This is a genomic window from Dictyoglomus sp. SSW (assembly GCF_055181335.1).
Genome location: NZ_CM143705.1, coordinates 268743 through 290739, shown reverse-complemented (window position 1 = coordinate 290739; position 21997 = coordinate 268743). Strand labels below are relative to the sequence as shown.

General features: G+C 31.4%; 25 protein-coding genes and 1 pseudogene. 13 read left to right on the top strand and 13 right to left on the bottom strand.

Going from position 1 to position 21997, the window contains the following annotated elements; translation table 11 throughout:
• The first annotated feature begins 64 nt into the window (after positions 1-64).
• Positions 65-685 (top strand): transposase, encoded by a 621-nt coding sequence (locus tag ACY3JM_RS01355; RefSeq protein WP_463111507.1) that lies wholly within the window; start codon positions 65-67, stop codon positions 683-685.
• A gap of 688 nt (positions 686-1373) precedes the next feature.
• On the opposite strand, the gene ACY3JM_RS01350 is transcribed toward ACY3JM_RS01355, so the two are convergent.
• The gene (locus ACY3JM_RS01350; protein WP_463111506.1) at positions 1374-1919 is read right to left on the bottom strand and encodes a hypothetical protein; all 546 of its coding nucleotides are present in this window, start codon (positions 1917-1919) and stop codon (positions 1374-1376) included.
• A gap of 60 nt (positions 1920-1979) precedes the next feature.
• Here ACY3JM_RS01350 and ACY3JM_RS01345 point away from each other — a divergent pair, with 60 nt between their 5' ends.
• Together ACY3JM_RS01345 and ACY3JM_RS01340 are read left to right on the top strand one after the other, a co-directional pair.
• Positions 1980-2120, top strand: a complete 141-nt coding sequence (locus ACY3JM_RS01345; protein ID WP_463111505.1) for a hypothetical protein — start codon at positions 1980-1982, stop codon at positions 2118-2120.
• Positions 2121-2270: 150 nt separating this feature from the next.
• Positions 2271-3440, top strand: coding sequence for a hypothetical protein (locus ACY3JM_RS01340; protein ID WP_463111504.1), 1170 nt, complete (start codon positions 2271-2273; stop codon positions 3438-3440).
• Positions 3441-3492: 52 nt separating this feature from the next.
• On the opposite strand, the gene ACY3JM_RS01335 is transcribed toward ACY3JM_RS01340, so the two are convergent.
• From ACY3JM_RS01335 to ACY3JM_RS01300, 8 genes are all read right to left on the bottom strand, one after another.
• Complete coding sequence (locus tag ACY3JM_RS01335) at positions 3493-4041, bottom strand: DOMON domain-containing protein (RefSeq protein ID WP_463083005.1); 549 nt, start codon at positions 4039-4041, stop codon at positions 3493-3495.
• An 86-nt stretch (positions 4042-4127) separates the two neighbouring features.
• Positions 4128-4784 carry a hypothetical protein gene (locus ACY3JM_RS01330; protein ID WP_463111503.1) on the bottom strand — a complete coding sequence of 219 codons (657 nt, stop codon included), beginning with the start codon at positions 4782-4784 and terminating at the stop codon, positions 4128-4130.
• Between the two features lie 16 nt (positions 4785-4800).
• Positions 4801-6159 (bottom strand): hypothetical protein, encoded by a 1359-nt coding sequence (locus ACY3JM_RS01325; RefSeq protein WP_463083003.1) that lies wholly within the window; start codon positions 6157-6159, stop codon positions 4801-4803.
• A 69-nt stretch (positions 6160-6228) separates the two neighbouring features.
• Positions 6229-6549: a hypothetical protein gene (locus ACY3JM_RS01320; RefSeq protein ID WP_463111502.1), complete on the bottom strand. Its 321-nt coding sequence runs from the start codon at positions 6547-6549 to the stop codon at positions 6229-6231.
• Positions 6550-6666: 117 nt separating this feature from the next.
• Positions 6667-7776, bottom strand: a complete 1110-nt coding sequence (locus tag ACY3JM_RS01315) for a hypothetical protein (RefSeq protein WP_463111501.1) — start codon at positions 7774-7776, stop codon at positions 6667-6669.
• A 158-nt stretch (positions 7777-7934) separates the two neighbouring features.
• Positions 7935-9218: a Y-family DNA polymerase gene (locus ACY3JM_RS01310; protein WP_463083001.1), complete on the bottom strand. Its 1284-nt coding sequence runs from the start codon at positions 9216-9218 to the stop codon at positions 7935-7937.
• A complete protein-coding gene (locus ACY3JM_RS01305) occupies positions 9215-9661 on the bottom strand; it encodes a LexA family protein (protein WP_463083000.1) in 447 nt (148 codons plus the stop codon). Before ACY3JM_RS01305 ends, ACY3JM_RS01310 begins: the two co-directional genes overlap by 4 nt.
• 15 nt (positions 9662-9676) lie before the next feature.
• Positions 9677-10009 (bottom strand): cupin domain-containing protein, encoded by a 333-nt coding sequence (locus ACY3JM_RS01300; RefSeq protein ID WP_463082999.1) that lies wholly within the window; start codon positions 10007-10009, stop codon positions 9677-9679.
• Positions 10010-10151: 142 nt separating this feature from the next.
• Here ACY3JM_RS01300 and ACY3JM_RS01295 point away from each other — a divergent pair, with 142 nt between their 5' ends.
• The 5 genes and pseudogenes from ACY3JM_RS01295 to ACY3JM_RS01275 all read left to right on the top strand — a co-directional run bounded on the left by ACY3JM_RS01295 (position 10152) and on the right by ACY3JM_RS01275 (position 14007).
• Positions 10152-11264, top strand: coding sequence for an iron ABC transporter substrate-binding protein (locus ACY3JM_RS01295; RefSeq protein ID WP_463111500.1), 1113 nt, complete (start codon positions 10152-10154; stop codon positions 11262-11264).
• A gap of 3 nt (positions 11265-11267) precedes the next feature.
• A complete protein-coding gene (locus ACY3JM_RS01290; RefSeq protein WP_463082998.1) occupies positions 11268-12290 on the top strand; it encodes a FecCD family ABC transporter permease in 1023 nt (340 codons plus the stop codon).
• On the top strand, positions 12287-13039 hold the full coding sequence (locus ACY3JM_RS01285; RefSeq protein ID WP_463082997.1) for an ABC transporter ATP-binding protein: 753 nt from the start codon (positions 12287-12289) through the stop codon (positions 13037-13039). Before ACY3JM_RS01290 ends, ACY3JM_RS01285 begins: the two co-directional genes overlap by 4 nt.
• Positions 13040-13050: 11 nt before the next feature.
• Positions 13051-13440 (top strand): annotated as a pseudogene (gene tsaA, locus ACY3JM_RS01280) (tRNA (N6-threonylcarbamoyladenosine(37)-N6)-methyltransferase TrmO); the annotation flags it as partial.
• 27 nt (positions 13441-13467) lie between these two features.
• Complete coding sequence (locus tag ACY3JM_RS01275) at positions 13468-14007, top strand: FmdE family protein (protein ID WP_463111813.1); 540 nt, start codon at positions 13468-13470, stop codon at positions 14005-14007.
• Between the two features lie 22 nt (positions 14008-14029).
• Here the strand turns inward: ACY3JM_RS01275 and hepT are convergent, their stop codons facing one another.
• From hepT to ACY3JM_RS01260, 3 genes are read right to left on the bottom strand one after another with little or no spacing between them, the layout of a single operon-like run.
• A complete protein-coding gene (gene hepT / locus ACY3JM_RS01270) occupies positions 14030-14452 on the bottom strand; it encodes a type VII toxin-antitoxin system HepT family RNase toxin (protein ID WP_463082996.1) in 423 nt (140 codons plus the stop codon).
• Positions 14442-14879, bottom strand: a complete 438-nt coding sequence (mntA, locus tag ACY3JM_RS01265; RefSeq protein WP_463082995.1) for a type VII toxin-antitoxin system MntA family adenylyltransferase antitoxin — start codon at positions 14877-14879, stop codon at positions 14442-14444. Before mntA ends, hepT begins: the two co-directional genes overlap by 11 nt.
• 37 nt (positions 14880-14916) lie before the next feature.
• Entirely contained in the window at positions 14917-15936 is a 1020-nt protein-coding gene (locus tag ACY3JM_RS01260; RefSeq protein WP_463111499.1) for an alpha/beta hydrolase family protein, read from the bottom strand.
• Positions 15937-16129: 193 nt separating this feature from the next.
• Between ACY3JM_RS01260 and ACY3JM_RS01255 the strand changes: the two genes are divergently transcribed.
• A complete protein-coding gene (locus ACY3JM_RS01255) occupies positions 16130-16726 on the top strand; it encodes a hypothetical protein (RefSeq protein ID WP_463111498.1) in 597 nt (198 codons plus the stop codon).
• Between the two features lie 380 nt (positions 16727-17106).
• Here ACY3JM_RS01255 and ACY3JM_RS01250 read toward each other — a convergent pair whose 3' ends face one another.
• Complete coding sequence (locus ACY3JM_RS01250) at positions 17107-17286, bottom strand: hypothetical protein (protein WP_463111497.1); 180 nt, start codon at positions 17284-17286, stop codon at positions 17107-17109.
• 704 nt (positions 17287-17990) lie between these two features.
• Here ACY3JM_RS01250 and ACY3JM_RS01245 point away from each other — a divergent pair.
• The 4 genes from ACY3JM_RS01245 to ACY3JM_RS01230 are packed head-to-tail and all read left to right on the top strand — an operon-like array spanning position 17991 to position 21997.
• On the top strand, positions 17991-19094 hold the full coding sequence (locus ACY3JM_RS01245; RefSeq protein ID WP_463082991.1) for a glycoside hydrolase family 172 protein: 1104 nt from the start codon (positions 17991-17993) through the stop codon (positions 19092-19094).
• A 15-nt stretch (positions 19095-19109) separates the two neighbouring features.
• Entirely contained in the window at positions 19110-19925 is an 816-nt protein-coding gene (locus ACY3JM_RS01240; protein ID WP_463082990.1) for a hypothetical protein, read from the top strand.
• Positions 19926-19962: 37 nt separating this feature from the next.
• On the top strand, positions 19963-21231 hold the full coding sequence (locus ACY3JM_RS01235; RefSeq protein ID WP_463111496.1) for a PHP domain-containing protein: 1269 nt from the start codon (positions 19963-19965) through the stop codon (positions 21229-21231).
• 34 nt (positions 21232-21265) lie between these two features.
• Complete coding sequence (locus ACY3JM_RS01230; RefSeq protein ID WP_463082988.1) at positions 21266-21997, top strand: SIMPL domain-containing protein; 732 nt, start codon at positions 21266-21268, stop codon at positions 21995-21997.

Here is a 21997-nt window from a genome sequence, read left to right as displayed (position 1 = left end):
GTTCCAAATCAAATTATGATAAAATTTAAAATTAAATAATGAATTTAAGAATGGGTGAAAGGAAATGAGAAGATCAAAGTATTCTTTTTGTAAAATGCTTCAATTAGTAAAAGACATTTTGAAGGAAAACCCAATTTTAACCTCCAAAAAGATAGGCAGACCTAAGTCCTATGATGATGTATTTATTATTTCCCTCTGGCTATTTCAAACTTTGCATAAATTTTCCTATAGAGAGATTTTAGAATATGTCTCTCTTGAAGGGTATTCTGTTCCAGCTTTAAGCACCTATCATTATAGGGTTCAAAAACTTCCGAAGGAAGTTTTACAAGAGTTAATTGAGAAGGTTGGGGAGATATTTTTTCGAAGAGATGGAAAAAGATGGAAAGGTTTAGTGGTAGATGGGACTGGATTTGGTTATAGAGAGAAGTATGTTTTAGGATGGCTTCGTGGGACAGCTGCAAAAGAAGTTGCCTCACATGTCAGAGCTGTTTTGTTAGTTGGGATAGATGAGAAGAAAAGGATAATTCCTTTAAGTTGTGAGGTAGATTTCGCATATGCTTCTGAGGTTGAGATGTTGCGTAGACTTCTTAGTAGGGTTGATAAACTTTTGGGGTTACCTTTTATTGGAAACAAGGGATTTAATGCTGTAGACATATTGGAGAGGGTGAGGGGGCTTGGGTGTTAGTTGGCAGTTAAGATGAAAGAGACTTGGAGGGTTGGGATAAAACATCCATTGAGGAAAGAATCCAAGGTTGGGGGGAGAGATAGGGAAAGGAAATGAGATATTTAATAGAGGGGGTTTTTGGTAACATAAAACTTAAACTGGGGTCAAAGTTTGCGCTTATAAGGGAGGATTTAGCCTTAAAGAGAGCTTTAGCGGTATTTGCTCTTTATGCCCTTAACCTTATTTTTTTTTCAATTTGTTATATTGCCTTTTTTTAAAATAATTGATAAAAACTTAAGCAATTTTCTTATGAAAATTTATTGAATTTTGTAATTTTTCGAACACCCCCAGAGAAATCGAGAATGTTACCAAATAGGTATGGACAAGGTGCCAGTATAAAGAAGTGAGTAAAGATAAACCCCTGTCTTCATCATCCTTGGTATAATTATGAAAGTTAAGGTTCTCTTTTTCAGATCTCCCAACTATATCCAAGGATGAAGGGACAGAGATTCACCTGAAAAAGCAAGAGAACTTGTGAGAATTGCATTTGAAAAGAATAATCAAAAAGATGGTAGGATACTTGGAACTTCTTTAGACCAAGATTTGGTATAGGTATGAATGGTAAGACTCCTGTTATACTTTTAGAAGACTTATTAAGAGCTGCAGGGCTTTTTATCAAGATGTTTTCTGACTTCCTTAAAAGTGGTACCTATGTCCCTACCAAGTGCCCTTTTGATATTTTAAATTCAACATTACAATATAGTGAATCTTGGTAGAAGATACTATCTATCTCTTTATCTTTATAATTTATAATTCCGAATTTTTCGTATAATATGCCATTTTCAATTTTTGAAAAGTAATAAAGATACTCTTTATCTTTTATTTTTTCTGGGTTATATCTAAAGCTATTTAGTACTTTTTTATAACTATCTCCCACTTGAATTCCTCTTGGTCCTTTTAATCCTCTTTTAGTAATCTCTACACAGAATATGTACCTTGCTAAATCATTATTCTTTGGGGAAGGAGCAAACCATACTGTACCCCATGGATAATAAAGGTATTCTATGTAATCTTCATAGGTTTCCCAATACTCTCTTTTTGTATTAACAGGATTTCCAAATTTTTTTAAAAATTCTTCTTTCTTAGAGGTAAATCTTAAATTTTCTAAGATGGGCTCCTTAGCAGAGAAGGGTTCTTTATTGTTTCTAAAAATAAAGATCTCATCTTTATGGGTAAAGGTCCATGTAAGGTTCATTTAAACTTTGAGACCTCTACAAAGGGAAATCTATCTGATATTTTAAGGTATTTGAATTGTTTGGGTAAAATTTTTAAGAATGTAAATATTAATATTGATATAACATTGGAAAATGGTACTATTTTAGCTGACGATTATGAAAAGATAATAGAAGGATTTGAACAAGCAGGTGCGATGCTGATAAAAGAAGAAAAAGAGTAAGTATTGAAATTTTTTCTTTCTTGTTATACTATTTTTTGTAGTTAAAAGAGAAGTAAATTTATACAATTTAGTGAAATCACTTTATAACACTTTTTTTACACTTCTTCTCTTTTACTCCTTTTTATTTATAATGGTAAGGAGGGAGTTTTTATGAAGAATAAAAGATTTTTACTCCTTTTTCTACTTCTTTTGTTTATTTCTGGGTGTGTTTCACCTGTAAAACCAATTGTTTGGCAAAAAGTATTTGGTGGTGATTACTATGATTTTGCCTTTTCTGTAGATGTTACCAATGATGGTGGGTATATTGTTGCAGGTCAATCTTTTATTACTGGTTTAGGAAGTGATGCTTATATTCTTAAGCTTGATGCAAATGGAAATAAATTATGGGAAAAATTTTATGGTGGTTCAGCTGATGACATAATTTACTCTATTTTACAATTGGATGATGGATCATATATAGGTGTAGGGGAGACCTATTCTATGGGAGAGGGAAATGCTGATTTTTATGTTTTAAAACTCAAACAAGATGGAGATGCAGATTGGGTAAAAAGTTTTGGGGGAATTAATGCTGATGTTGCAAACAGTATAGCTAAGTTAAATGATGGGTATATATTGGCGGGATATACTACTTCCTTTGGAGCTGGAGGTAGTGATTTTTATATTTTAAGGCTTAATAGTCAAGGAGACGTAACATGGTCAAAAACATACGGAGGTACTCAACCTGAGTGTGCAAATAGTGTTAAGCCTACCAGCGATGGAGGTTTTATCGTTGTTGGATTTGTAAATGAAAATGGAAATGGTAATGTGTACGTATTAAAATTAAGGGAAAATGGAGAAAAAGAATGGGATCTAATTTATGGTAAATCAGGAGATGATAGAGCTTTTGATGTAGTAGAGGTAGAGGCAGGAAAATATGTTGTTTGCGGATATAGTGATTCAAAAGAATCAGGAGACTATGATATCTATTTATTGGAAGTATTAGAAAATGGGAATATAGCTTGGGAAAGAAAAATTGGAGGAAATAACAATGATAAAGCTTATTCCATAGTAAAAACTGGTGATGGGGGATTTATTTTGGCAGGAGAGACTTCTCAGGAAAGCTTTAAAGATGTATATGTGGTAAAGGTTGATAGTAATGGTATAAAGGAATGGGATAAAAAATATGGGGGACCTTCCAATGATGAAGCAAGGTGTATAAAGACTACACCCGATGGTGGTTATATAGTGGCAGGTGCTACAGCGTCTTTTGGACCAAGTGCATATAATTTTTATGTGTTAAAGCTTGATAAAGATGGAAATACAGGAGCTAATCCTCAGTAGTTAAGAATTATAGTTAAGGGGGGCTAAAAAGCCCCCTTTTTGTATTTTTATTTTAGTAGTTTAACTCTCCATAACCTCTTTTTGCGTGCATAGAGCTTGGATCATCAGAGCTTCCTAAAGCCCAAACGATAAGTAATTTCCCAGATTTTGGAAATTCTTTATCGTATTTATCTCCTGTTATTAGTTTTCTTTTGAATTCAATGTAGGTATATTCATTATCCTCCGTGCCTGCAAATTCTAATATGTTGTTTTTTCCTCCAAGTTTTTTATCTAATGTATGTGCTACATGTTTTTCAGGGGCAAAATAATCCAATACTTTTACTTCTTTGTCAGTCACATACCCTATTATATAATCTGCATTTCCAGCTTTTACTGTTGGTGCTATTCCAAGAGCTACATAGCCTTTTGTTCTTCCAATCATTAAAATATAGACTTCATCTCCTACAATTTTCCAAAACATCCTAAAATCACCATTAGAAAGATTAATATAGTTATTATATTCATTAGGAGAAAGCTTTCCATCTATTTTGGGAGTTTGTTGAGAATAAGTTAAAGTAAAGATAGTTAAGGCTAATAAAACTGATATTAATATTTTTTTCATAGCTCCACCTCCTTGTGGTTTGTAATTATTTCTATTTAAATATAACTTATTTTGAAAAAAAGGCAAATTAAAATATTTTAACAATTTTACTTTACGATTAATGATACGTTATCAACTGCCCCTACAAAGTCCCAACCACTTCCACCAATAATAATCTCTTTTAGATATGGATGAGATACTATATTATTATAGATATCTTCTTCTATTAAATCTGCCTCAAAGTGATAAAAATCTCCACTTTCTATTTCTGTTACATTATTTTCTGGATAATTTATTGTGCTTCCTTTCAGTATAAAACATTTTTTATATACATATTCCTCATTGTTTTCGTTTTCAAATTTTAGTATAACTTGAGCTGGATATTCTCCTCCTGCCCATCCATCAGAATCTAATTCTTGAAAGGAAATTAATATATCAAAGGATAATTTTAAACTTTTTTTATCTCTTAAATCGAAGTTTCCTAAGGATTGTTTAATTCCTACAAATCCTCCATCAGCTTCTGAATTTTTTCTTACCCACATAAAGTAGTCAACATATATTTGTGCTTCATAGTAGTTAGTCTCTTTTATATTTATTAATATTATTTCCCATGGTATAAGTTCGTTAAAATTACCATTTTGGATTAGTTCTAAGCCTTCAACTTCCTCTTCTATAAATTCTTCTATTTCCTCTTGGGCAATTGAAAAGCCTATGTTTAAAAAAATTATGAGAATTAAGGATAAAATAAATTTGAACTTTTTCATTTTATCCTCCTTCTTATTAAAAATTTTTAAGTAGGTATTTTTCCTTTTCTGTTTTTAACACCCAATCGGTCAATATGAAAAGATCAAAGTATGTGTTGGTTAATTTTTTGGAAAGTAATTTTATTTCTTTCCAAGCATTTTTATACTCCTTTGGTATATCAGTTCTGCTTGATTCTCTTTGGGCTATTCTATAGGCTTTGAGGGCAATGTGGATCAAAGGTAAGCCTTCACTATCACTTATATTATCGTTTAGGAATTTGGGATTGTTTCTAAAGCCAGCTTTATAATAGATGCTTTTTTGTCCTTGTAGAGCATTTAACAATGATAATTTATTTCCTTGTAGTCTTGCAGTTTTTTCTTGATTTATTAAATTTACTAAGGCTTGATATTGGGAGTAGGAGGTAGAATATAATGAATTGGCTATGTTTTGGTAATTTTCAATAGTAGATTTTGCTTCTTGAGCATTTTGTATAGATAATGGTACTTTTTCCCATAATATGCTTTTGGTCCATTGTACGTATTCTACTGCCATGAAACCAGCACTTAAAACATCTCCATAAGCTGCTCCTAACTCTCCTAAAGCGGTTTTTTGAATTTCATAGATAACACTTGCAAGTTCTATTGTATTATCAATTATCCAATCATTTATAAGATCTAAAAAAGAGGATGGGAGATAGGCATCTGCTATTCCAGAAAGAATACTGTTTAAGGCTACATTGGTATAAACTTCATTTGGTTTTATATTCTTTATAGATTGGAATATTCCATTATAACCAAAGATGCTTTCTATACCTTGTTTCAATCTTATATCTGCCACACTATTAGCATAGTTCTTCCAATCATTTTCCGAATATAATCCAAAGATATCTAAGTCGCACCAAGGAGGAGATTCTACTTTTCGCCATCTTCTTACTTCTGCCATATGGGGTAGTTTTATAATCAGATCATTTTCTGGACAATTTACTCCACCTACAGATCTATTTTCTACAAAATGGATCTCAATTATTTTTCCATAATATTTGGAGGGGATATAGAAGATTTTGAAATTACAGCTATTCAAGTTTGTTGATGGGATATATTGATTAGCAATTAACTTTACGACACTGCCCTCTCCTTTTGCTTGTTTTGTTTGTTCATTATAGGTGTAGAACTCAATATAACAGGATTTTGACTTTGAGGTCATATAAGAGAAATAGTTATTTTTATTTGCATCACAGTAAAATCTTACATAATCTCCATCATGACATAAAATTCCAGCTTGATAAGGATAGGTTATTCCAGCAAAGGTTAATTCTGAAAAATTTTTTCCAATAGAAATAGTTAGGAGAATTATGGTAATTAGGAAAATATGAAGGAAATTAAATCTATTTTTCATATTTTTACCTCCTTTTTTATTAAAATTCATCCTAGTTATTCTTGAAAGATAAAAGGATATACTCTCTCTTTACTGTGATTTAAAAGTAATATTATAGTTCAATATTTTTACTCCTCTTCCTCCAAGAGGATCATTATTTTTAGATTCTGCAATATATGGAGCATGGTGATAAAAATCTACTTCGCAAGCAGATTCTGCAGCACCTAAACAAACTGCTCTTGCCTTTCCTTCTATGTATGCATATATACAGTAAGTAGTGGTTCCTTTTAAACGTATATTTCTAAAATCTAATCTGTATGTTCCGTTTACACATTCTGCTGCATCAATAGATTGATTAGCTACTTGTAAAAGAGTTACTAAGGCATCATAACCTGGTACAAAATATCCCACTAAGCCTCCATATGTGGTATAAACTGTGGATTGTAAATTCTCTAACCAATCCTGGGAGGCTTTTTGCCATACTATTGCAGAATATCCAGGTTTATTTTGGAAATTATATGGATCTGGCTATTCCACTATTCCTACACCAACTTTCCCTAAATACTGAGTGTCACTTGCACCTAAAGGAATTGCATAATCAATTTTTGCAATTAATCCCTTAACATCTACTGTCATATTTAGATTGCAATTGTAAAAATTGTTATCAGGAGCATTAATTTGAATTTTTCTGTAAGTAAGTACTCTTAAATAAGAAGTAACATCACTTGCAGGCAGTTTTGCATAAGCATAGACCCATGCCTTCAAATATCCATTATCAATGGTGTATTTATATGTACCAGAGGAAATATCTGCTCCATATCCACTTCCAATTTCTGTATAACTTACCTGAGGGGGGATAGTAACTTGAGGTGTTGTAGTAGGTATTCCAGCAAATCCAAGCCATTGTACCCAAACGCTTTGGGCAGGTGTTCCATCATGTTTTATAAGGGAAAGTAAAAAGCCATCCTTTCTGTTATTTACAGCACCAGCAATTACACCAGGTTGTGCGGATAGTATATATGCAGGATCCTGTGGGAAAGGAGGTGAGAAGCTGATATTTACACCATTTCCGAGTAATTTTACTTCTCCTTTAAATCCATTAAGCTTTTCATCAGGAACAATAGCTCCCCAAAGTACCCACGCATTTTGGACAGGATTTCCATTGCTATCAACAAGGTAAAGGTCGAATCCAGTAGTAGAATTATTCATTGCCCCAGAAATTAATGCGTTACCTCCTATCTGTGCATTTGTAACAATAACTGGATATGTGGGAAGATTGAAAGAAATTCTCTGACCATGGCTTGCAACTATTATTCCACCTACCATTTTAAGGGATGGATTAGGTAGGAATGCAATCCACTGAACCCATGCAGAGGATACTCTATTTCCTGCATCATCCCTTAGAGATATTTTAAACTTATCTTTTTCCACATCTACCGCACAGCTTGATAACGCTCTCCCATTTATCTGAGCAGAAGTTAAGACGACTGGGATATCTGGGAATGTAAAGTTATAGCTTATAGTCTGACCATCTCTTGCAAATAATACTCCATACTTTGGTGTTATTGGAGCAGCATTTGTAGAAGAAAGAAATATAATGGAAAAGATTAAGAGGAATAAAAGGATGCATTTTTTCATCTTACCCCCCTCATATTGAAGTATTAAAGAGTTGATGATTTATAAAACTTATTTAGAGGGTGATTTATAAATCATAACTCTTTATATACATTATATTAAATCAAAAAATGATTTTTTGAAAGTGATCTGTATCACATTTCTGAGATTACTTAAACCTTTTACGCTTTGACAATGGGGAGCTCATTCCAAGATGTGGTAAATCTTCTTGATTTTCTTCTCTGCCTCATCCTCCATTTTTGATTTTCAGAAGGAATACCATTTATGGCAGGAAAGATTGTGTTTCTTCCGTATTTTTGGTTTATCTCGTCTAATGCCTTCATAAGTTCTTCATCTTTGCTTTTGGGGTATGGAGTATAGAAAAAGTTTAATTGAATTTCTTTTTCCTGAGTAAGTCCCATTAGTATAACTCCTGCTTTTTTATACTTTATCCCCTCTTTGTATATTTTTCTTAATCCTAAAAGGGCATAGCTAATCAATTCCATAGTGTTTGCTGTAGGTCTTTCTAAAGGTATAGTAATCTCATTGAAATATTGAGGGGTATCTTTGAAGGGGTTTGAAAGGAGGAATATTTGGATGTAATTGGCAAGAGCTTTTTGTTTTCTAAGTTTTTCTGAGGATATAGTAATAAAGTTTGATATGGCGGTCTCGAGATCTTCAATATTTTCAATATCGCTTCCAAAGGATCTGGATGTAATAATTGATTTTCTAGGAGGTGGCATATCTTCAAAGGGTATACAAGATATACCTCTTAATTCCCATACAAGTCTTAATCCTATTATAGTAAGGAATTTTCTAATGAAACTATCAGGAAGATTTTTTAGTTTATAGGCAGTGTCTATTCCTTTACTTTTTAAAAATTCTGCATACCTTTTACCAATTCCCCATATGTCTTCTACAGGAAAATTTTTTAATATCTCATCTGGATCTTTTATATCCAGGAAATTAAATACCTTTTCATTCTTATCTTTTTTAGCAATTTTGAGGGCTATTTTGGCTAAGACCTTTGTGGGACCTATTCCTATGCTAACAGGTATTCCTATCCATTTTAATATGGTTTTTCTTATTTCTTTTCCTATGGATGTGTAATCTTTGTTTTCTTCATATGGAAACATTAAAAATGCTTCATCTATTGAGTATATTTCTATGTCTGGCGAAAATAATGATAAAGTATTCATTACTCTTCTTGAGATATCTCCATATAGGGTGAAATTGGCTGAGAAAACTTGTACATCATACTTTTTTATTAGATCTTCGCATTTGAAAACAGGAACTCCCATTTCAATACCAATATCTTTTGCCTCTTGAGATCTGGAGATCACACATCCATCATTATTAGAAAGTACTACTACAGGTTTTCCCCAAGTTTTTGGGTTAAATATTCTTTCACAGGAGGCATAAAAGGAATCACAATCTACAATGAAGAATACATTTTTGTGTTTCATAATTTATGAATAACGTAGGTAGCAACACCCCAAATTATAAAATTACTTTCTTCACTTCCCACTTCTATAGGTTTATAGTTGGAGTTTTCAGGGTAAAGATATATCTTTTTATTTTTTATAATCAATCTTTTTACAGTAAGCTCTCCATCTATTACTGCAATAACTATATCGTTATTTTGTGGTTCTAAAGCTCTATCTACAATTAAAATATCTCCATCGTAAATTCCTGCATTTATCATAGAGTTTCCAGAGACTTTGACAAAAAAGGTGGCAGATGGATGTTTTATGAGGAGTTCATTGAGGTCTAAATATTTTTCTATATAGTCTTCTGCTGGTGAGGGAAATCCTGCGGGAACTTTTGATATGAATAAGGGAAGTTTTACTTCTTTCTCCTTTTTGTATTTGTAAATTCCTTCAATATTTTCTCCTTTTTTGATGGACATAATAATTCTCCGTTATTATTTTGTATATTTATCTTCTGGGATATATGGTACCTTTATAAATACCGCAAGAAAATCTTCTGAAGGATTGATAATGTTGTGTTCCTCATTTGCCTCAACTCTTACAGCATCTCCTTGTGTTATTTCAAATTTATTTTCATCTACAATCATCTCTGCCTTTCCAGACAATACGTAAAATATTTCTTCAACTTCTTTGTGGTAATGAGCTCCTAATTCTTTTCCTGGAGTTATTTTTAATATTCCCCACTCTAATTTAGGTCCTCTCATTAAATATTTTGGGCCCCAATCTCCAAACCTAAATTCCTTCTCCCTCTCGTTTACCTTTTCCACTATTATCTTCCCCCTCTTTCCTAATCTTTATATCAATTATAACTTAACTTCTTATAGTTTTTGTAGGTCTTTTTGTTTAAGATTGTCTGTTTTTGTGTTATAATTTTTTAAAAAAGTGCTACTTAAAATGGAGGAGGTAAAGATGGCAAGGAAGAAAGTATGTTTTATGAAATATATTGCTTTACTGATTTTATTAGTATTTTTCCTTCTTGATTTTACCTTTTCCCAAGGTAAATCAAGGATAGAAATTACAGATCTTTTAGGGAGAAAGGTGGAAATAAATAAACCTGTAAAAAGAGTAGTTGCTATTGGACCTGGAGCTTTGAGGTTAGTAAGTTATGTGGACCAGTTTAACCGTATTGTGGGAGTAGAGAATATAGATAAAAAATACACAATAGGACGTAGTTATAATATGGCCTTTAGTGATATTATTGAAAGACTTCCAATAATAGGGCAAGGAGGACCTGATACATCTCCTGATCCTGAAAAGATCATCTCTGTAAATCCTGACGTAATTTTTGCAATCCAGCTTTTAGATAAAGATGGAGCAGATAAACTTCAGAGTAGGACAAAGATTCCTGTGGTAGTATTAAGTTATGGAACTCTTGGGACCTTTGAAGAGGATTTATTCAAATCTTTAGAGGTTATAGGCAAGGTTTTAGATAAAGAGCCAAGGGTAAAAGCTCTTATCTCCTTTATAAAAAATACCCAAAGAAGTTTTACATTAAGGACAAAGTATATTAGGGATACAAACAGGCCAAGTGTTTATGTAGGAGCTTTAGGATTTAAGGGGGCAAGAGGTATCGAGAGTACACAAGGTTTCTTTCCTCTTTTTACTCCTCTTTACATAAAGAATGTGGCTGATTCTATTGGTAAGAAGGGAAGTATTTTTATTGAGAAGGAGAAACTTCTTTTGTGGGATCCTGATATTATTTTTGTGGACCTTGGAAATCTATATTTAGTTAAAGAGGATTTTAGTAAAAATCCTGATTTTTATAAAGCTTTAAAGGCATATAGGAAACAAAACATATATGGTATCTTGCCCTATAACAATTATAATACCAATATTGATACCGCTCTTTGTGATATGTATTATATTGCAAAGGTAGTTTATCCTAAGGAATTTAGAGATATAGATCCTGTTGAAAAGGCAAATGAGATATATACTCTCTTCTTTGGAGAAAGAGGAAGAAATATTTATAAAGAAATGGAAAAAGCATATGGCGGATTTAGAAAAGTAAATCTGGAAGAGTAAAGTATGGAAAGAAAAGATTTAATTCAAGAATATAAGTTATACATAAATAGAAAGATATGGATAATTCTTTCTATAGCTTTTGGGATGCTTTTTATTTCCTTTTATGCCCTTAATGCGGGGTCCTATAGTATCTCTCTTAAGGATGTGATAAGGACTATTTTGGGAAGAGGAGATGAAAGGTTAAGAATTATAATTTGGGATATAAGGATACCAAGGATTATTGGGGCTGTTGTAGCTGGAATAGGTCTTTCTTTAGCAGGATGTATTTCCCAAAATATATTGAGAAATCCCTTAGCCTCTCCTTTTACCTTAGGAATATCTCAAGGGGCAGCTTTTGGTGCTACATTGGCCATAACTATGATAAGTAAAAATATACCTTATCTTGTTCCTCTCTTTGCCTTTTGGGGCTCTATGTTAGCAACTTTTGTTATTATTATTCTCTCCATAAACTATAGGGTAACTCCTGAGGCTATGGTTCTTTCTGGTGTTGCTTTAGGATCTCTTTTCTCTGCTCTTACTACAATTTTGCAATATTTTGCCGATGAAGTGAAAATAGCTACTGTGGTTTTTTGGACCTTTGGAGATTTAGGGAGAATCTCTTGGAGAGAGCTTACTATAATGACTATTTCTGTATTTCTTAGCTTTATATATTTTATGTTTAAAAGGTGGGATTATAATACTTTGGAAAGTGGAGAGGAAACGGCAAAGAGCTTAGGTATAAATGTGGAAAGGGAAAGAATTATTAGTATGCTTATTTCCTCTTTTATCTCTGCTGTAGTGACAGCTTCTTGTGGAGTTATTGGATTTATTGGCTTAATTTCTCCCCATATAATGAGAAGATTTGTGGGAAATGATTATAGATTTTTAATTCCGGCTTCGGGTATTTCTGGAGGGGTCTTACTTCTTCTTTCTGACACTCTGGCAAGAACTATTATATCACCAATTGTTCTTCCTGTTGGAGCTATTACTTCTTTCCTTGGTGCTCCTTTCTTTTTATACCTTCTTTCTAAGAGGTATAGAAGATGATTCTTGAGATTGAGAATATTGGGTTTAGTTATAAGAGCGTACCTGTTCTTAAAAATATATCTTTTAAAGTAGAAAAGGGAGAGATTTTATGTATTTTAGGGAATAATGGGGCAGGAAAATCTACCCTTTTAAAGTGTATAAACAGAATTTTAAAGCCTAAAGAAGGGGCTATATATTTGGACAAGAAGGATTTGAGCAGTATAAAAAGAAAGGATCTTGCAAAGATTATAGGTTATGTTTCCCAAAAGTATGATTATACAAACTTAACAGTATTTGATGCTATTCTTTTAGGAAGACGCCCTTATATTAAATGGGATGTAAGTCAAAAAGATATGGAAGTTGTAAGGAATATAATAGAAAGATTAAATTTGGAAGATTTGGCCTTAAGAAATATTAATGAGATATCAGGAGGAGAGCTTCAAAAGGTTATTATTGCGAGGGCTCTTGCTCAGGAACCTAAGATTTTGCTCTTGGATGAACCAACAAATAATTTGGATTTAAAGAATCAGATAGAGGTGCTCAGTATAGTGAAAGAGCATGTTAAAACCCAAGATATATTAGCTATTATAGTGCTTCATGATTTAAATCTGGCTTTTAGATTTTCAGATAAATTCATATTTTTAAAAAACGGTACCATATTTTCTTATGGAGATATAAATTCGATTAATGAGGAAGTGATTAAAGAGGTTTATGGAATACCTGTAATTTTAGAAAAGGTAAGAGGTATTCCTATAGTGATACCTATGTAGTAAAGGGAGGGATTCTTACGGAATTAAAACCTATCGGAATAATTCATAGTCCGTATAAAGAAAAGGGTCCTTTTCAAGGAAGATGGGCAAATCCTGTAGAAGAATCTATTATTGAGGTATTTCCAGAATATATAGATGCAATTCAGAATCTTCAAGATTTGAGACATATTATTGTTCTGTACTGGTGTGATAGGGCAAGAAGAGATGTATTAAAAACAGTAACTCCATGGGGACCTGAAGAAAAAGGAGTTTTTGCTACTAGATCTCCATCAAGGCCAAATCCAATTGCTTTTTGTGTTGTGGATCTTGTGAGAATCGAAGGGAATAATTTAGTTGTTAAAGGTTTAGATGCCTTGGATAAAAGTCCTCTTTTAGATATTAAGCCTTATGTATATGACCTTGATGCTATAAAAAGGCCAAGAAGAAAAATCTTTTTCAACGATCTTCTTTGGGATGAATGTGTATCTTTTCATGGGCATTCATGTCCTGGACTTGCTATAGGATATAGGGCAGCAGAAGCTGCTATTAAAAAGCTTAATTTGACTTTTTCAGAGGATGAAGAGGTGGTATGTATAACGGAGAATAATGCTTGTGGAGTGGATGCCATTCAATACATACTTGGATGTACTTTTGGTAAAGGAAATCTTATCTTTAAGGATAAAGGAAAACAAGCATTTACCTTTCTTAGAAGGGATACCAATGAGGGAGTAAGAATAGTTTTTAAAGGAGGAAAAAGAGGAGAAGACAGAGATGAATGGACAAGGTATATTCTTACATCATCTTTAGAAGAACTTTTTGATTTTAAGCCTCCTAAGGACCCTATTCCTAAGAGAGCGAGAATATACCCTTCTATAAAATGTGAGATATGTGGGGAGATGGCAAGCGAAAGAAGTATAAGAATAAAAGAAGGAAAAATGGTTTGTTTAGATTGTTTTGAGGATTTAAGTAGCTTAGAGGGCTCACGGTAGAATACATTTGCCTTGCTATATATTACTTATTAGATAGCCAAAGAATTATACTATCCTTAAATTTTAAAAAATCAATTAATTCTTTCCTAAGAATATTAACCATTACTTCTGGAGAAATTTTATCATAGTTGTGAACAATGATATTTCTGAATTTAGCCATTTTTTCCAAATTTTTGAAAAGTGCACTATCAATAACTCTATTTTCATATAGAATTTTAAAGGTTTCACTATAGCTTGAAGGAACCCTCCATTTTTCATCAGAAATTATATGATTAGCTATGTCTATGCAAATTTCTATAAGAATTTGAAGAGTTCTCTCTACAATTCTTTGAATTTTCCAATCTTTCTCATAATTCTCAATGGATATATCTTTGAATTCTTCTAATTCTTGAAGATGCTCTTCAATTTCTGATAATTTTCTTAAAATCAGCTCTCTATCTACCAATGCCAAATCTCCTATAAAGAATTGCCTTCTCTTTAATAGAGAAGTCAAAATACTTTCTTAAAGTTAAAGATTCAAAAGAGTATCTAAAATTTGGATCTTTATCTACCAATACTTGTTTATTCTGTATAATTCTTGCTTTTAAAGGTAAAGGAGCAGTATTTAATACCACTAAATCAATTTCTTCTGTATTTAATACTTCTGATAAAGAAGTTAAAAGCTCTAATTTTATATCAAAAATGTCCTCCTCACTTTTAAAATCTTTTAGATATACTGCTATATCCACATCACTAATAGGGGTAATTCTTCCTCTTGCTAGTCCTCCAAAAAGATAGGCAAAGATTACCTTTGGATTCTCATCAAGAATCTTTTGAGCTTTTGGGATTAACCCCATTATATTTTCTGGAATAGGTTTATTTCCTAATCTCATATTTTTAGTTTAACATGATTTAAAAATGAAATAAAAATTAGATAGCTTTTGCTAATTCTATTGCTTTATCAAAAAATTTGACTATATAGTCCATTATATCTTGATCAATCTCATTTAGCAATTTGCGGTCAATACTTTTTTTAAATTTATCTAACACATCCTTAGGTATTTTCTTATAGCCACCATATTTTCTTGCTAATTCCTCAAATTCTTTATTTTTTTGTTTATAGTATCTTATAGCATTATCTGATAAATAAACAATATGTCCTTTATTATCATATATTTTTAAGGTAACATTTGGTTTATTTAAAATTTTGCATGCTTCGTAAATACTAACCTTTAATTTTACAGTGTCATCATCTTTACTATGCATAATCAAAATAGGTATTGTACTTTTCTTTATTCCATCAATTGCGGTTATGCTTGCAAGTTTCCCAAATCTTATTCTGTCAAATAAATTTGTATAGAAGGAAATGACTCTTCCTCCTAATCCATAAGAATCTATTAAAAAACTTTTTATCATTTCATGCGGAGAATTGAACCCAGCACATGAAACTACACCTGCGATCCTATGTGGATTTGATAGTAATGAGCAGACAGCATAACCACCCCAGCTAACCCCAAAAAGCAATATAGGAGTATTTTTAAAATCATCTTTCTCTTCAATAAATTTTAATGCATAATCAAGATCAATAACTGCTTGGGGAATGCCAATTTTAGATTCTCCTTCGCTTTCACCACAGCCAGTATTATCAAATCCCATAACATAAAATCCTCTATTTGTAAAATAATTTATTTCGTTTATATAATCAATATGAGACTGATCAAATCCATGAGAAATTACTATTATTCCTTTCCTTGCCTTATCAGCTTTCTTCCAGTAGATATATCCCTTTAAAATTTGACTTTTGTTTGACTTAAATTGCACACTTTTATAAGTTAAATGAGGGTAATTTTTTATAATAGAATAAACTCTATCATCCTTTGGTGTGCCTCTCTTAAAGAAATTAGCTATTAAAATTATTGTTCCTATTCGAAAGAAGAGAAAAAGTAGCATAAAAACAATATAATCATAATTTTCATTAATATTTTCATTTTATCCCTCTGAAAATATTTCAATTTTATGTAAGAATACTAATATAATTTTTTTATGTAAAGTCAAGAATTTAGGAAAATTCCCAATAGGTATGAACATAGATATCAGTATAAAGAAGTAAGTTGAAAGAATAAAAATAATTCACGATTTAATTTTGGTGATTTTAAAAGATTACATTCAGAAGTTTTACAGAAGAGAAGAAAAAAGAAAAACTATGGATTATTTGGAAGTTGAGCCATTAACTAAATGGCATTCTACTATGTTTCCAGAAGATAATAAGGTTATCATCAAAATTCCAATGAAATTAACAGAAGATATAGAGGAAGTTATAAAACAGCTAAGTGAATATGATCCTAATAGTGGAAAATTTCCTGAAAATTGGAAAAATTGGAATTCTTTTATAGTTCATCTTGACAATCATCTATATACCCCGTTGGTCATCTGGAAGAAAGACAAAGAAGAAATAAAAGCAATTCCGGTAAAATTAAATAGGGGTGAGACAAAATTCATTAAAGATTTTAAAAATTTTTTGAATAAAAACAAACATTTACTTGGAAACACAGATATATTTTTACTTAGAAACCTATCAAGAAAAGGAATAGGATTTTTTATAAGCTCAGGCTTCTATCCTGATTTCATTATATGGGCTAAAAATGGAAACAAACAAAATATGATTTTTGTTGATCCAAAAGGTATTAGAAATTTAGGAAATTTTAATGATATAAAATTCAATTATGTGCATCTTATATAAAAGAAATAGAAAAGAAGGTAAATGAAAAAGTAAAAGGGAGAGATATTACTCTAATACTTGATGCTTTTATCGTATCCATATCTTCCTATGATGATATTAAAATGATATTTGGGGATGGCAACTATGAAAAGGTTGATTTTGAAAAACACAACATAATCTTTCAAGAAGATGAGACATATATTCAGAAAATTTTTTCAAAATCAGGTGTGATTTAAAATTGACTGAAATCTTCAGTAATGTAAGAATTCGTCATATAACATCATAAATTCACATTTAGGTCCTTTAAAAGGAGTTTATGTGCCTTTGCTTTCTGGCTCTTAAATAGATCTTTTTAAGAATCATGATAATCATATTTTTAGCTTGATATTATTAATCTTTCATTACTTAGAAGGATATGGTCCTGTATTTCCTTCTGCATCAAGTTTTATGATGTATACATCTTTTCCTCTTGCTCCAAAAGAAGTTGTAACTCCAGCAACTATATATCCTCCATCACTTGTTTGCCTTACAGAATTAGCCCAGTCATCACTACTTCCCCTATATGTTTTTTTGCCAAACACTTATTGAAACTTCGGATTCATATTTAGATGTTAAACCAGATATTGAAAGGGTAAAAAGAAAAAAGACTAAGAAAAGATTAATAATCTTTTTCATAAGCCTTCTTTAACCTTTTTTTAAACAAATTTGGAGAAAAGAAAATATAGCTGAAGTTGTGATTTATCTTTAACAATAAGCTTTTGTTTATATTCTTCTCTTTTTTTATTTTAAAAAGTTCTTTAAAAACAAGTATATTTTTCTTAAGCTAATAATCAATGATGAAATTAAATGAAAGTTTTGTATGGGAAGTGACAGAAAATTGAGAGATCCCAATTTGTTATTTACTTAATATCAATTTACTTTTTCAAAGACTCGTGAGGAAATATTTTATTAAAAGGACTATCTTCATCTGCTACACTTATATCATTTATTGAAATAGCTTGAATTGTTATAGTTACAGATACTGTTTTTCTATTTTTGGGTAAATAATTGAAACTTGTGGGGTTGCGTATGAAAAGAATATTATAAGTGAGTTTAATTTTGCTTGTCTTTAACAGTGAGCTTTATTTTCTGCCTTGTAATTATTTTAAAAATTTCCAGGGAGGGGTGGTGCCGATTATAGGTTAGTACGAATTGCCTGATTCTCTAATCATTATTTAATCTTCTATCCTCCTTTATCTATATGGTAAACTATGTTAATAAATTTTGAAAATTCAGGAGGATGAATATGGAATATGCATATACATCTTTAAGATCTCTGATGTTTCAGAGGAACATAAAGAGAAAGAGAATATCAAGTTATGATAAAAGTGGGGGGAATAAAGATTTTATACAAATAAAGGCAGGAGAAAGTAAGGTTTTAGCAGATATAGAAGGTCCCGGGGCAATAGTTCATATATGGATGACTTTTAGATCCAATGAGAAACATTTTCTGAGATTAGGGATTTTAAGAATGTGGTGGGATGAGGAGGAAAATCCGAGTGTTGAGGTTCCTATAGGAGACTTTTTTGGAGGTGGTCATTGTAAGACTGAGAATTTTGTTTCTTTACCAATACAGATGAGTCCAGAAAATGGTAAAGGATTTAACTTATGGTTTCCTATGCCCTTTAAAAAGAGAGCTGTTATTTCTATAGAAAATCAGAATTTTTCTCAAGATTTAACTGTATATTATTATATTGATTATGAATTGTGGCCAGAGTTTCCAGAGAATACATTATATTTTCATTCCCAATGGAGAAGGGAGATTGCGAAGGGTAAAAGTGAAGAAGATATAGTAAAGGAGATAATTTCAGGACCGGAATCTGCATTTGGTATAAGCTCAGGTTTTATCATGAATGATGTTTTTCAATTTGGGGGTGAAAATAGGACTGGTGAGAGTAATTATGTAATATTAGAGGCAGAAGGTAAAGGGCATTATGTGGGATGCTTTTTGTTTATACATAATAGGAGAGAAGTGGATTTATTCAATTGGTATGGAGAGGGAGATGATATGATATTCATTGATGGTGAAAAATGGCCACCGTCATTACATGGCACAGGTACTGAAGATTATTTTAATATGGCATGGTGTCCTACTCAAAAATATTCTGCTCCTTACCATGGTTTGATATTACCAGGTGAGAATAATTGGAAGGGATATATTACTCTTTATAGGTTCCATATAGAGGATCCTATTTATTTTGAGAAGTCTATAAAGGTAACTATAGAAAAGGGACATAACAATAATAGATATGATGATTATTCCTCTACTGCCTTTTGGTACCAAACAGAACCTCATTTACCTTTTCCTAAGATTCTTGATCCTATATTGAGGATACCTTTCTCAGATTAATTTTTGGGATTAAAAATGTCTATAAAGGAAAATAAGAAAAGAGAGGCTTTTATTAATAGGACGTTTATAGCCTTTATGGTTCTTTTTTCTATCTTATTTTTATTCACAAGTATTTATTTTTATATAAATTATGGGGACAAGGAAGAAGAGCTTTCTGTTTTATTCATTATTTTGTTTTTGGCATCTTTTATTGGTGGTATAGTTTACATGCCGGTTCATCTTGAGTTCTTAAAGTATAAAGAATATAATTTATGCACTGCTATTTCTAATTATTTGTTAATGCTTATTGAGAGTACTATAATCTTTTATGGCTTTTCTCTAAGTGAGACGAATCTTGGATGGTATACCCAGTGGTTTATTATTGCTCTTTATATATTTTTGGGTATTCATTTTTTCTCATATCCTAAGTCTTTCAAAATGTCATTAATGTCGATAATGCCATATATTGTTTTTATCTTGCTAAATCTAAAAGATGGGGATGGAAAGATCAGCTCAATAATTTTTTTGATATCCAAGGAAGGATATATCTTTTCTCTTGCTCTTTTATTTTCTGGCTTTTTAATGTTTTTTATTCCTTGGTTAAGGTTAAGAGTAATTAATGCTGAAAAGAATGTTCTGTCAATTTTTAAGGTTTACAGTCTTTTATATTCTCTTTTTATTTTAATTCCTGGTTTATGGTTTCTAAGTTCAGGGTTAAGAAATTATTTTAGTAGTAGTACTCTTTATTCTAATGTTATAAGTATTGTTTATTTTATCTATATATTGGTGGAAAAAATTAAGAGTCTGACCAAGGAATTTTTGTTTTTTATTACCTTAAAAGATAATGATTAAAAGTAAGTGGTGAAATTGTTAGAAAGGAGTATATGAAATGATAAGTCTTGATAATTATTTTAAAATTTATCCAAAGGTAGTAGGAGCAAATACAAAATCGATTATAACTTTAGAACCTAAATTTTCCTATTGGAAAATACCCGAAGTTGAAGTTAAAGTTTTCCATTCTCCTGTTAGTTATAATAGTAGACAAGAATATAAGAGGCTTGAAGTAAAGCGTGATAGGAATAAGCTTTATATAGAGGGTTTCTTTGAAGAGGAACAAGAACATGTGATCTATATAGATATAGGCAATAAAAATTTTTCTTTTTCAATATATTCGGTGAATGATGATCTTTTAATGAGAATACCCTATAAAGGTGATTTGCATATTCATACTTATTATTCTGATGGATTAGAATCTCCTTCCTATGTGGCAAGTTCTTGTAGAAGAATAGGTTTAGATTTTGTAGCTATTACAGATCATGGTAAATATTTTCCTTCTATTGAGGCTATTGACACCTTTAAAGATTTAGATTTGGGATTTAAGATATTTCCTGGAGAAGAGGTCCATCCTCCCAATAATCCCTTACATATTGTAAACTTTGGAGGAAAGTTTAGTATCAATGAATTATTTGAAAGAGAAAGAGAAAAATATAATCGGGAGGTCTGGGAGATAGAGGAAAAGTTAAAATTAGAAATACCAGATATTCCTGAAAGATATCAATTAGCATCCTCTATATGGTCTTTTAATAAAATAAGAGAAGCAGAAGGACTTGGTATTTTATGTCATCCATTCTGGAGAATTAAAGAAGGCTATTATATTTCAGAAAGACTCCTTCATCTCTTATATGAAAAGAGGATTTTTGATGCTGTGGAGATAGTGGGAGGATATCATATTTCTGAATTATCCTCTAATAATCTTCAAATGGTTTACCATTATGAAAAAAGTAAGGGTGAAAATATTCCTGTAGTTGGAGTTACAGATGCTCATGGGTGTGATACTGGAAGTCTTTTTGGTTGGTATTATACAGTAGTTTTTTCACTAAGTTTGGAATTAAAGGATATTATAGAAAGTATAAAACTTGGATATAGTGTAGGAGTGGAGGCTATTCCAGGGAGAGAAACTAGGGTTTATGGAAGTTCAAGATTGGTACTCTTTACCCTCTTTTTAATTAGAGAAGTTTTTCCTATTCATGATAGGATATGTCAGGAAGAAGGAAATTTTATGATGAGGCATATGATGGGAAAAAGTTATGAGGATATAAACTACTATAAAAAAGATCTGGATGAATTTTATAGTTCTATAATAAGAAAACATGATTAATATATTTGGTATAATAAACTAAATTTTTTTTATTATGGGAAGCAAGATGAAGAATGATAATGTTTTGTGGGCATTAATATTGGGAATAAGTATAATCATAAGTGCTTTTATTTTATCCTATACATTTATTAGGATAAGGTCTTTAGATAATACTTTAACGGTTACAGGTTCTGCAAGAAAAAGGGTTACATCAGATATAGTGAAATGGGTAGGAGTTTTTACAAGGACTGTACCTGCTAATTCACTTAATAAAGGATATCAACAGATGAGTAGAGATTTAAATTTGGTTTTAGAATTTTTGAAAAAGAATGGCATAGATACAAATACTGTTATCATATCTCCAGTATACCTTGAACAACCTTGGCTTTATAGTGATAGGCAATATTCAAGGGATTCCATTTTAAGACAAACGGTAGAGGTGCAATCTAATGATATTCGAAAGATAACAGAGCTTGCTAAGAATTTTCAAGAGTTAACTGATAATGGTGTAGCCTTCTCAACCCAGTCCTTAGAGTATTATTATTCTAAACTTCCAGAGTTAAGAATTAATCTTCTTTCTGAGGCAATGCAGGATGCTAAAAATAGGGCGGAAAAGATTGCAGAAAGTACTGGACAAAAAGTAGGTCCAATTAGATCTGTACATATGGGGGCTGTACAAGTCTTGGCTCCAAACTCTACAGAGATAAGCGATTATGGAACTTACAATACCTCAACAATTGAAAAAGAAGTTATGGTGGCAGTAGTTGCTACCTTTTACCTTAAGTAG

Coding starts and splice junctions, on each gene's coding strand:
- ACY3JM_RS01305 (WP_463083000.1), bottom strand. CDS start 9,661: ATGTCCATCAAAAAAGGAGAAAATATTGAAGGAATTTACAAATACAAA.
- ACY3JM_RS01235 (WP_463111496.1), top strand. CDS start 19,963: ATGATAAGTCTTGATAATTATTTTAAAATTTATCCAAAGGTAGTAGGA.
- ACY3JM_RS01260 (WP_463111499.1), bottom strand. CDS start 15,936: ATGCTACTTTTTCTCTTCTTTCGAATAGGAACAATAATTTTAATAGCT.
- ACY3JM_RS01335 (WP_463083005.1), bottom strand. CDS start 4,041: ATGAAAAAAATATTAATATCAGTTTTATTAGCCTTAACTATCTTTACT.
- ACY3JM_RS01285 (WP_463082997.1), top strand. CDS start 12,287: ATGATTCTTGAGATTGAGAATATTGGGTTTAGTTATAAGAGCGTACCT.
- ACY3JM_RS01350 (WP_463111506.1), bottom strand. CDS start 1,919: ATGAACCTTACATGGACCTTTACCCATAAAGATGAGATCTTTATTTTT.
- ACY3JM_RS01315 (WP_463111501.1), bottom strand. CDS start 7,776: ATGAAAAAATGCATCCTTTTATTCCTCTTAATCTTTTCCATTATATTT.
- ACY3JM_RS01290 (WP_463082998.1), top strand. CDS start 11,268: ATGGAAAGAAAAGATTTAATTCAAGAATATAAGTTATACATAAATAGA.
- ACY3JM_RS01295 (WP_463111500.1), top strand. CDS start 10,152: ATGGCAAGGAAGAAAGTATGTTTTATGAAATATATTGCTTTACTGATT.
- ACY3JM_RS01240 (WP_463082990.1), top strand. CDS start 19,110: ATGTCTATAAAGGAAAATAAGAAAAGAGAGGCTTTTATTAATAGGACG.
- ACY3JM_RS01355 (WP_463111507.1), top strand. CDS start 65: ATGAGAAGATCAAAGTATTCTTTTTGTAAAATGCTTCAATTAGTAAAA.
- mntA (WP_463082995.1), bottom strand. CDS start 14,879: ATGAGATTAGGAAATAAACCTATTCCAGAAAATATAATGGGGTTAATC.
- ACY3JM_RS01325 (WP_463083003.1), bottom strand. CDS start 6,159: ATGAAAAATAGATTTAATTTCCTTCATATTTTCCTAATTACCATAATT.
- ACY3JM_RS01330 (WP_463111503.1), bottom strand. CDS start 4,784: ATGAAAAAGTTCAAATTTATTTTATCCTTAATTCTCATAATTTTTTTA.
- ACY3JM_RS01245 (WP_463082991.1), top strand. CDS start 17,991: ATGGAATATGCATATACATCTTTAAGATCTCTGATGTTTCAGAGGAAC.
- ACY3JM_RS01340 (WP_463111504.1), top strand. CDS start 2,271: ATGAAGAATAAAAGATTTTTACTCCTTTTTCTACTTCTTTTGTTTATT.
- ACY3JM_RS01230 (WP_463082988.1), top strand. CDS start 21,266: ATGGGAAGCAAGATGAAGAATGATAATGTTTTGTGGGCATTAATATTG.
- ACY3JM_RS01310 (WP_463083001.1), bottom strand. CDS start 9,218: ATGAAACACAAAAATGTATTCTTCATTGTAGATTGTGATTCCTTTTAT.